General features: G+C 73.2%; 10 protein-coding genes. 2 read left to right on the top strand and 8 right to left on the bottom strand.

Features of this window, described 5'->3' with window-relative positions; translation table 11 throughout:
* Window positions 1-696, bottom strand: a 696-nt coding sequence (locus ADY59_RS22405) for a histidine kinase (protein ID WP_049565154.1), incomplete at its 3' end; no start/stop codon positions are given.
* Window positions 680-1,297: a DedA family protein gene (locus ADY59_RS22400; protein ID WP_049565165.1), complete on the bottom strand. Its 618-nt coding sequence runs from the start codon at window positions 1,295-1,297 to the stop codon at window positions 680-682. The genes ADY59_RS22405 and ADY59_RS22400, both read right to left, overlap by 17 nt.
* A 100-nt stretch (window positions 1,298-1,397) precedes the next feature.
* Here ADY59_RS22400 and ADY59_RS22395 point away from each other — a divergent pair, with 100 nt between their 5' ends.
* Complete coding sequence (locus tag ADY59_RS22395; protein ID WP_049565152.1) at window positions 1,398-4,097, top strand: DEAD/DEAH box helicase; 2,700 nt, start codon at window positions 1,398-1,400, stop codon at window positions 4,095-4,097.
* A complete protein-coding gene (locus tag ADY59_RS22390; protein ID WP_049565150.1) occupies window positions 4,094-5,209 on the top strand; it encodes an SWIM zinc finger family protein in 1,116 nt (371 codons plus the stop codon). The genes ADY59_RS22395 and ADY59_RS22390 overlap by 4 nt, the downstream gene beginning before the upstream one ends.
* Here the strand turns inward: ADY59_RS22390 and ADY59_RS22385 are convergent.
* The 6 genes from ADY59_RS22385 to ADY59_RS22360 all read right to left on the bottom strand — a co-directional run bounded on the left by ADY59_RS22385 (window position 5,202) and on the right by ADY59_RS22360 (window position 8,793).
* Window positions 5,202-6,386: a hypothetical protein gene (locus ADY59_RS22385; protein ID WP_049565147.1), complete on the bottom strand. Its 1,185-nt coding sequence runs from the start codon at window positions 6,384-6,386 to the stop codon at window positions 5,202-5,204. The genes ADY59_RS22390 and ADY59_RS22385 overlap by 8 nt on opposite strands.
* Window positions 6,383-6,877: a SigE family RNA polymerase sigma factor gene (locus ADY59_RS22380; RefSeq protein WP_049565146.1), complete on the bottom strand. Its 495-nt coding sequence runs from the start codon at window positions 6,875-6,877 to the stop codon at window positions 6,383-6,385. The genes ADY59_RS22385 and ADY59_RS22380 overlap by 4 nt, the downstream gene beginning before the upstream one ends.
* A 64-nt stretch (window positions 6,878-6,941) precedes the next feature.
* Window positions 6,942-7,313, bottom strand: coding sequence for a hydrophobin family protein (locus tag ADY59_RS22375; RefSeq protein ID WP_049565144.1), 372 nt, complete (start codon window positions 7,311-7,313; stop codon window positions 6,942-6,944).
* Between the two features lie 111 nt (window positions 7,314-7,424).
* Window positions 7,425-7,820 (bottom strand): VOC family protein, encoded by a 396-nt coding sequence (locus ADY59_RS22370; RefSeq protein WP_049565142.1) that lies wholly within the window; start codon window positions 7,818-7,820, stop codon window positions 7,425-7,427.
* A gap of 2 nt (window positions 7,821-7,822) precedes the next feature.
* Window positions 7,823-8,434 carry an SRPBCC family protein gene (locus tag ADY59_RS22365; RefSeq protein WP_049565139.1) on the bottom strand — a complete coding sequence of 204 codons (612 nt, stop codon included), beginning with the start codon at window positions 8,432-8,434 and terminating at the stop codon, window positions 7,823-7,825.
* Window positions 8,431-8,793: an ArsR/SmtB family transcription factor gene (locus tag ADY59_RS22360; protein WP_049565137.1), complete on the bottom strand. Its 363-nt coding sequence runs from the start codon at window positions 8,791-8,793 to the stop codon at window positions 8,431-8,433. Before ADY59_RS22360 ends, ADY59_RS22365 begins: the two co-directional genes overlap by 4 nt.
* Between the last annotated feature and the right edge of the window lie 32 nt (window positions 8,794-8,825).

Here is an 8,825-nt window from a genome sequence, read left to right as displayed (position 1 = left end):
GAGGTGTATAAGAGCCCGCTGCGCCTCGTCGTGCGCCTGGTCCAGCAGCTCCGGACGGCCGCGGCGGGAGCGGCCGATCAGCATCGACAACGCCACCAGCCGCTGCTGCAGGCCGTCGTGCAGGTCCCGCTCGATCCGCCGCCGCTCGGAGTCGACCGCCGCGACGATCCCCGCCCGGCTCTCGGCCAGCTCGGCGATCCGGCGCTCCAGCGCGAGCGTGCGGTCACCGGCCAGCAGCCGCCGGGCCAGCCATCGCTCCAGGACATGCACACCGACCAGGCCCGACAAGGCCAGGAACAGCAGGACGAGCCCGACGAGCAGGAAATAGCCCCCGAGCGGCAGCGACGGCGCCATCTCGTCGAACGCCTCACCCCGCCCCCAGCTCCACAGCAGCTCGCCGGCGAGTTTGGCCCCGAACGCCATCAGGAACAGCACCAGCCCGCCCAGCACCCCCACCGGCACCCGCGCGGCCAGATAACGCAGCAACCGGCCCCGGTCGTCCTGGGCCAGCGCGTCCAGCTCCGACGCCGCCAGCCGCAGCCGGCGGGCCTCCAGGCCGGTCAGCCACCGGGCGGCCGCGTCCGCCCGGCCCCCCAGCAACGGCGTCACCAGCAGGAAGACCAGCTCCACCGGCGCGGTGACCGCACCCAGAGCCACCCTGCCGAAGACCCGCGCCCCGTCAGCGACCGGCCGCATGCCGCCCCTTGCGGCGCTCGCCCAGGCGTACGCCGATGAAGATCAGCACCGCCAGCACCACGACGCCGAGCACGACCTTGGACCCGATGCCGACGTACGTCTCCACCAGGTGCCACTGCTCGCCCAGCAGATAGCCGGCCATCACGAACACCGTGTTCCAGATCGCGCTGCCGATCAGCGTCAGCAGCGTGAACTGCAGGATCGGCATCCGCTCGACCCCGGCCGGGATCGAGATGAGGCTGCGGAAGATCGGGATCATCCGCCCGAAGAACACCGCCTTCTTGCCGTGCCTGAGGAACCACGCCTCGGTCTTCTCGATGTCGGAGACCTTCACCAGCGGCAGCTTGGCGGCGATCGCCAGCGTCCGCTCCCGGCCCAGCAGGGCGCCCACCCCGTAGAGCGCCAGCGCCCCCACCACCGAGCCGAGCGTCGTCCAGATCAGGGCGTCGAGCAGATTCATCGACCCCCTGCTCGCCGTGAATCCCGACAGCGGCAGGATCACCTCGCTCGGCAACGGCGGGAAGAGGTTCTCCAGCGCGATCGCGATTCCGGCCCCCGGCGCACCGAGGGTGTCCATCAACTCCACTACCCAATCAACCATGCGCATAAGGGTACGGAAGATCAACTCTACCTGGGATGAGGATCGCTGCCTATGTGGGGTGCGGAAAACCACACTTCCGCGTACCGTACACTGTACGGCTGTGAGTCTTCCTCAGGATGCGGTACGGCACGCGGTCGTCTTCGAGCCGGGTGATCCCCCCAGGAGCGGGCGGATGGCCTTCCTCGACCCCGGCGGCGACACCACCCTAACCATCGCCCGGCCGGACGGCGCCCACGAGGTCGCCGCCACCCGCGTCCCCGTCGCCGAGGCCGTCGCCGCCCTGGCCAGGGCCCGTGCCGACGACTCGGCACACCCCGCCGCCCGGTTCTGGGGCGCCGCCGCGCTGGTGGCCCTGCAGCTCGTCGCCCGCGGCCGGGTCCTGCCCGGCGTCACCGGGCAGGACCACGACTCCTGGCGCGCCGGCCCCTTCGACAGCGCCGACGCCCGCCGCGTCCGGGAGCTGGCCGACGCCATGCCCGCCGAAGCCCGCGCCGTACCCGTCGACGCCGAGCTGCGCCTGGCCGACGCGGAAAGTCACGTGCGGGCGTTCCTGGACGCGGTGGCCGACGCCATGCCGCGCTCGCCGGGAGCCGTCAGGGCCACCGGCACCACCGCCTACGCCGCCACCCGCCCGGTCAAGGTCCCCCGGCTGCGCCACTGGGCCGAGGAGGTGTCGGCCGGGCTCGACTCCGGCGTGCGGCTGTCGCTGCGGCTGGAGGCCGACGACCCGGCACGCGCCGAGTTCCGTGCCGTGGCGCAGCTGCACAGCCTGGCCGACCCCTCGCTGGTGGCCGACGCCGCCGACCTGTGGGAGGGCCGCGACCCCGGGTTCGGCGGCCGCGCCAGGATCGACGCCACGCTCGCCATCCGCCGCGCCGCCCGCGCCTGGCCGCGCCTGGAACGGCTGCTCGACAGCGCCGTCCCCGACGAACTCACCCTGACCGACGCCGACCTCGAAGAGCTCCTCGCCGGCGCCGCCGACCGGCTCGACGCCGCCGGGATCGAGGTGCACTGGCCCAAATCCCTGGTCAGCGGCCTGACCGCGCGCGCCGCCGTCGGCGCCCGCGACACCGCGCCCTCCGACCTGCCCTCGTTCCTCGGCGGACACCACCTGACCAGCTTCGACTGGCAGCTCGCCCTCGGCGGCGAACGGCTGACCGCCGCCGAGATGGACCACCTCGCCGAGACGCACCGCCCCGTCGTCCGCCTGCGCGACCAATGGGTCCTCGTCGACCCCGCCGTGGCCCGCAAGGCCCGCCTGCGCGACCTCAAGCCGATGACCGGGCTCGACGCCCTCGGCGCCGCGCTCACCGGCACCGTAGAGGTCGACGGCGAGCAGGTGCCCGTCGAGCCGAGCGCCTGGCTGAGCGAGCTGCGCGACCGCCTCGCCGAGCCCGCCTACATCGGCCCGCCGGCCGGCCTGGCCGCGACGCTGCGCGACTACCAGCTCCAGGGGCTGCGCTGGCTGGCCAGGATGACCTCGCTCGGGCTCGGCGGCTGCCTGGCCGACGACATGGGCCTGGGCAAGACGATCACCCTCATCGCCCTGCACCTGACCAGGCGCGGCAGCGGGCCCACGCTCGTGGTGTGCCCGGCCTCGCTGATGGGCAACTGGGAGCGGGAGATCTCCAGGTTCGCCCCCGGCGTCCCGGTCCGCCGCTACCACGGCGCCCAGCGCACCCTCGCCGACGACGGCTTCGTCCTGACCACCTACGGCACCATGCGCCTGGACGCCGCCCTGCTCGCCGAGCACCCCTGGGGACTGCTGGTCGCCGACGAGGCCCAGCACGTCAAGAACCCCGCCTCCGGCACCGCCAAGGCGCTGCGCGAGATCCCCGCCGCCGCCCGCGTCGCCCTCACCGGCACCCCGGTGGAGAACAACCTGTCGGAGCTGTGGGCCATCCTCGACTGGACCACGCCCGGCCTGCTCGGCCCCCTCACCAGGTTCCGGTCACGCTGGGCCAAACCGGTCGAGTCCGGTGACAAGGCCACGGCCGAGCGGCTGGCCAGGCTCGTCGGCCCGTTCCTGCTGCGCCGCCGCAAGTCCGACCCCGGCATCGCGCCCGAGCTGCCGCCCAAGACCGAGACCGACCGCCCCGTCGCGCTCACCACCGAGCAGGCCGGCCTGTACGAGGCCGTCGTCCGCGAGATCATGACGCAGATCGAGAGCGCCCACGGCATGGCCAGGCGCGGCCTCATCGTCAAACTGCTCACCGGGCTCAAGCAGATCTGCAACCACCCGGCGCAGTATCTGCACGAGGCCGCCCCCCGCCTGCCCGGCCGCTCCGGCAAGCTGGAGCTCCTCGACGAGCTGGTCGACACCATCGTCGCCGAGGACGGCGCCGTCCTGGTGTTCACCCAGTACGTGCAGATGGCCCGCCTGCTCGACAAGCACCTGTCGGCCCGCGGCGTCGGCACCCAGCTCCTGCACGGCGGCACCCCCGTCGCCCGCCGCGAGGAGATGGTCCAGCGCTTCCAGGACGGCGCCGCCCCGGTGTTCCTGCTGTCGCTCAAGGCCGCCGGCACCGGGCTCAACCTCACCCGCGCCGACCACGTCATCCACTACGACCGCTGGTGGAACCCCGCCGTCGAGGACCAGGCCACCGACCGCGCCTACCGCATCGGCCAGACCCGCCCCGTCCAGGTGCACCGGCTCATCGCCGAAGGCACCATCGAGGACCGCATCGCCCAGATGCTCACCGCCAAGCGCTCCCTGGCCGAGGCCGTGCTCGCCTCCGGCGAGGCCGCCTTCACCGAGCTGACCGACGCCGAACTCGCCGCACTCGTGGAGCTCCGATGACCGACGCCCGCGGCTTCGCCGCCTTCCCCCGCCAGCGGACCGGCGCCCGCTTCGCCACCTCCTGGTGGGGCCTCGCCTGGATCAAGGCCCTGGAGGACACCTCCCTGGACCACACGCTGCTGAAGAAGGGCCGCGCCTACGCCAAGACCGGCCAGGTCGGCCCCATCACCGTCAGCCCCGGCCGGCTCGCCGCCGTCTCCGAGCACGAGTACGACACCGTCGTCCGCGTCGAACAGCTCACCGACGCCGCCTGGGAACGCTTCCTCGACCAGGTCGCCGCCAAGGCCGGGCACATCGCCGCCCTGCTCGACCGCGACATGCCGCACGACCTCGTCGAGGCCGCCGAGGACGCCGCCGTGCCGCTGCTCCCCACGGTCGGCGACCTGGAGCCCGAATGCTCCTGCCCCGACTGGGGGCACCCGTGCAAGCACGCCGCCGCCCTGTGCTACCAGGCGTCCTGGCTGCTCGACGACGACCCGTTCGTGCTGCTGCTGCTCCGCGGCCGCGGCGAGCGCGATCTCATCGACGCGCTCCAGCAGCGCGACGTGCCCGCCACCGCCCCGCAGGGCATCCCCGCCGCCGACGCCTACGCCCTCGGCGTCCCGCCGCTGCCCGTCCCGCCGCCGGTGGACGTCACGTTCGCGCCGCTCGGCCTGGAGCCCGCGCCCGGCGTCGACGTGGCCGCCCTGGAGGTGCTCGCCGCCTCCGCCGCCTCCCGGGCCCGCGAGCTGCTGGTCACCGGCGCCTTGACGGCGCTGTCCGAATACCAGGACCGGGTACGGATGTCCGCCGAGTTCGGGCTCGACCTGGGCCTCGACGCGGCGGTGGCGGCGTGGCGGCACGGCGGCGCCGGCGGCCTGGACGCCCTCGAATCACCCTGGACCCCGCCCCGGCAGGACCTGGCCCGCGCCCGGGCGCTGCTGGAGGCGGGCTGGGAGGGCGAGCCGCCGGCGGTCGAGGCGTGGCGCAACCAGTGGACCGTCGGCGACCGGCAACTGCGCTACGGCCGTGACGGCCGCTGGTACCCGTTCACCCGCCGCGACGACGGCTGGTGGCCCGCCGGGCCGCCGGAACGCGACCCGTCGGCCCTGCTGACCGGGCTGCTCACCTGATCGCCTTCAGGTTCACCACGACCTGCTCCCCGCCCCTCATGTAGGTGAGCAGACCGGGCATCCGGTAGTCGAGGACCGGCGTGTACCCCGTGGACCGCAGCATGCCACCCTTCGCGCCGGCCAGGTCGTACAGCACGCTGTCCGCCCCCCTCCGGGAGAGCAGGGCGAACCGGTCGAGCGCGGGCACGTCCCCCGCCGTCGCGTCACCGGGCAGCTCGCGCCGTCCCCCGCCGTCGCGGCGCATCGCGGTGCGCCCGGACACGCACCAGGTGAGCGAGCAGGCGCCGATCGTGACGGGCGCCTGCTCGCGCGCCCCCGTGCGCAGGTCGACCAGGTCACCGAAGGTCACGTTCCCGCCCTTCCGGACGCCGGGCCGGGGCCGGGCCGCCCACGGCCACGCCAGCAGGGTGTGCCCGGCCGAGCCCGCCACCGGCTTGGCCGCGCCGCCGGTCAGCGGCATCCGGTAGACGCCCTCACGGCCCCACGGCGACCACACCAGCCGGCCGCCCGCGATCGTCAGATCGATGCCCTGCGGGGCGTCCTTCAGCGTGGCGACCTTGCGCTGCGACCCGCCGGTGACCGGCGCCGTCCAGATCTCCACCACGCGCGCGTTCCGCTCGCGGCGCAACGTCCACCAGGCCAGCAGGCCGTCGCCCACCGCGACGAACGGCGCCGTGACCACGGTGCCGCGCGGCGACCGCACGTCCACCAGGCGGCGCGCGGTCCGCTTCCTGACGTCGTACGCCCACAGCGCGTCGATCCTGTCGACGTCCAGCGTCCGCACCAGCAGCGACCGGTCGTCCAGGAACCGCTCGGGATGCAATTCCTGCCCGTTCGGCAGGTTCCGGGGAACGGTGTGCAGCGCGCCCGGCCAGACCTTCTCCACGGGCGGCAGCGCCGGATCCGCCGTCGCCGGGGCGCTCGGCTCGAACGTCGGCGAGGGCCGCGTCGCCACCGGCACCGGCGGTGACGCCGCCACCGTGACCGCCACCGTGATCACCACCGTGACGGCCGCCGACAGCACGGCGACGGCCGCCGCCGACAGCGCGGTCCCCGTGCGCCGTCGCCGCCGGTGTCCCGCCTCGATCCGCGCCCGCAGATCGTGCGCCGGTCGCGGGGCATGGCCGGCCGCCCGCGCGAGCTCCTCGGCCAGCGACTTCTCCAGATCGGCGTTCACGCCTTGCTCCCCAGGCTCGCGGCGATGGCGGGCAGGTCCCCGCGCAGCTTGTCCAGGGCCCTCGACGCCTGGCTGCGCACCGTGCCGCGCGAGATGCCGAGGACGACGGCGATCTCCGCGTCGGTCAGCTGTTCGTAGTAGCGCAGCACCAGCACCGCCCGCTGCCTGCGCGGCAGCCGCGCCAGCGTGTCCCACAGGGCCGAGCCCTCGTACGGGCTGTCCAGCCAGGTCCGGTCGGGCGGCTCCGCCGTGACCTGCTCGCGCCGCCGCAGCCGCCAGGAGTTGACGTGCAGGCGGCTCATCGTCGTCTTGACGTAGGCCTCGGGGTCGTGTTTGCGCCGCACCCGTTCCCAGCCGCCGCGTAACCGCACCAGTGCCTCCTGCACCAGGTCGGCGGCGTCGTGCGGGTTGCCGGTCAGCACGTAGCCGTAGCGGAGCAGCACGTCCACCCGTTCCGTCACGAACCGCTCGAACAGCTCGTCATCGTGCACACCTGCGCCTTCCTCTCGCGGTCATCCCGACTGAGACGGGCGGAGGCGGCCAAGTGTTGCACCGTCAGACGGACGGCTTGGGCGGGTTCGGGAGCTGGGCGATCTCCTCGGGCGTGAGGGCGCGGCAGCCGAGCGCGATCACGCCGTTGAAGGAGTTGTTCTCGCACATCACGGCGACGGTCGCGCAGGTGGCGGCGATCGTGGCGGCGATGACCCGGATCGGGTTGCAGGTCAGCCCGATCTGCCCCTGAGGCAGGGTCGCCGCGGGCAGGCCCAGCAGGCTGAGCAGCAGGGCCGTGCTCGGCGCGGTGGCCGTCGTCGTGACGAGGCAGCACTGCGGCGCCGGCTCGGCCTGGGCCGCGGGTGCGGCGAGGACGAGGCCCGCCGCGTCCTCGGTGGTGGCCGCGGCAGCGGCCAGGGTCCTGCTGATGCGCATCGAGAACTCCTCGTACGTAAGGGACGATCATTACGATCAGCCACTTACCCGCTGCAATGTGTTACGCATCAACAGATCTGGTCAAAGCCGGTCGGCCTCCGGCGGGCTCGCTCAGGCCAGGTTGAGCTGCCAGGACACGCCGAACCTGTCGTTCACCCAGCCGAACCGCTTGCTGAACCCGTAGTTGTCGAGCGGCATCAGCGGCTTGCCCTGCTCCAGCAGGGCCGCGTAGAGCCGCTCGATCTCGGCCTCCGACTCGCACTGCACGTACAGCGACATCGACGGCGTGAACGTGAACCCGTGATGCACCGAGCTGTCGATGGCCATGTACTCCTGGCCGGCGAGCCGGAACGTGGCGTGCTGCACGCTGCCTTCGGCGCCCTGCTCACCGGGTCCGTAGCGGGTGACGGCGACGATCTCCGCGTCGTCGAACAGCGACAGGTAGAAGGCCATGGCCTCCTCGGCCTTGCCCTCGAACATCAGGAAGGTGGTGATCTTCTGTGCCATGGTCACTCCGGTTCCGGTGCGTAGAAGGCGGTCGTCGCCGCGGTGGCGGCCGCGACCTGGGCGGGGTCGGCGCCCGAGGCCAGGTGCGCCTCGCCCCAGGCCCTGCTGCTGGCGGTGATGGCGGCGCGTCCCTCCTCGGTCTCGTGCAAGCGGTCGTGGTCGGGGATCACGCCGCCGCTCAGGTGCATGCTCAGGCCGAGCAGGGCCAGGTCCCAGCCCGACCCGACGGCGCCCGGGCCGTACCGCGACCAGAACTCGTCCGGCACGACGGCGGTGTGCACCAGCTCGAAGCGGGTGCCGTCGCCGTCGGCCGCCAGCGTGACCTCGACCTCGGAGGCGGGCGCGTCGCCGAAGACCCACGTGACCGCGAGCAGCGCGGGCGGCTCACAACGCAGGACCTCGCCGCCGGCGTTGCCCTCTAGCTGATACTTGCCGCCGAGCCGGAGGTCGCCGCTGACGGGCATCAGCCAGCGGCCGATCCGCTCGGCGGTGGTGAGGGCGTCCCACACGTCCTCGACGTCGGAGTCGTAGTGGCGCGACAGGACGACGGTCTTGGTGTCGCCCTTCTCGCTGACCCTTCGGTGGGCCCGGCTGATCTCGTCGATGATGTTCATGTCGATTCTTCTTTCCTGGTGGGCACGGGCGCGTCGCCGGTGCGGCGCTTGCCGCGGGCCAGCTCCGTCGCCAGGGCGTCGAGGCGCTGGCTCCAGAAACCGCGGAAGCGCTCCAGCCACTGGTCGACCTCGCGCAGCGGCTCCGGGTCGACGGCGTAGAGCCGCCGGGTGCCCTCGGCGCGCACGCTGGCGAAGCCGTTGTCCCGCAGCACCTTGAGATGCTGCGAGACGGCGGGCTGAGAGATGCCGAACTCGCGCTGGATGACGGTGGTGACCTCGCCGGAGCTGCGCTCACCGTCGGCGAGCAACTCCAGGATCCGGCGCCGGACCGGGTCACCGAGAACGTCGAATGCATGCACGACCAGAGTGTTTCAGGCAGTGCTTATATAAG

The organism is Nonomuraea sp. SBT364, assembly GCF_001083785.1.
Taxonomy (GTDB): Bacteria; Actinomycetota; Actinomycetes; order Streptosporangiales; family Streptosporangiaceae; genus Nonomuraea.
Note: the sequence above shows the minus strand (reverse complement) of the source record. Positions and strands in the feature narration are given on the sequence as shown.

What these genes read in the sequence shown, in the direction of transcription:
- ADY59_RS22375 (WP_049565144.1), bottom strand. Translation starts at nt 7,313, where the DNA reads ATGCGCATCAGCAGGACCCTGGCCGCTGCCGCGGCCACCACCGAGGAC.
- ADY59_RS22400 (WP_049565165.1), bottom strand. Translation starts at nt 1,297, where the DNA reads ATGGTTGATTGGGTAGTGGAGTTGATGGACACCCTCGGTGCGCCGGGG.
- ADY59_RS22390 (WP_049565150.1), top strand. Translation starts at nt 4,094, where the DNA reads ATGACCGACGCCCGCGGCTTCGCCGCCTTCCCCCGCCAGCGGACCGGC.
- ADY59_RS22365 (WP_049565139.1), bottom strand. Translation starts at nt 8,434, where the DNA reads ATGAACATCATCGACGAGATCAGCCGGGCCCACCGAAGGGTCAGCGAG.
- ADY59_RS22370 (WP_049565142.1), bottom strand. Translation starts at nt 7,820, where the DNA reads ATGGCACAGAAGATCACCACCTTCCTGATGTTCGAGGGCAAGGCCGAG.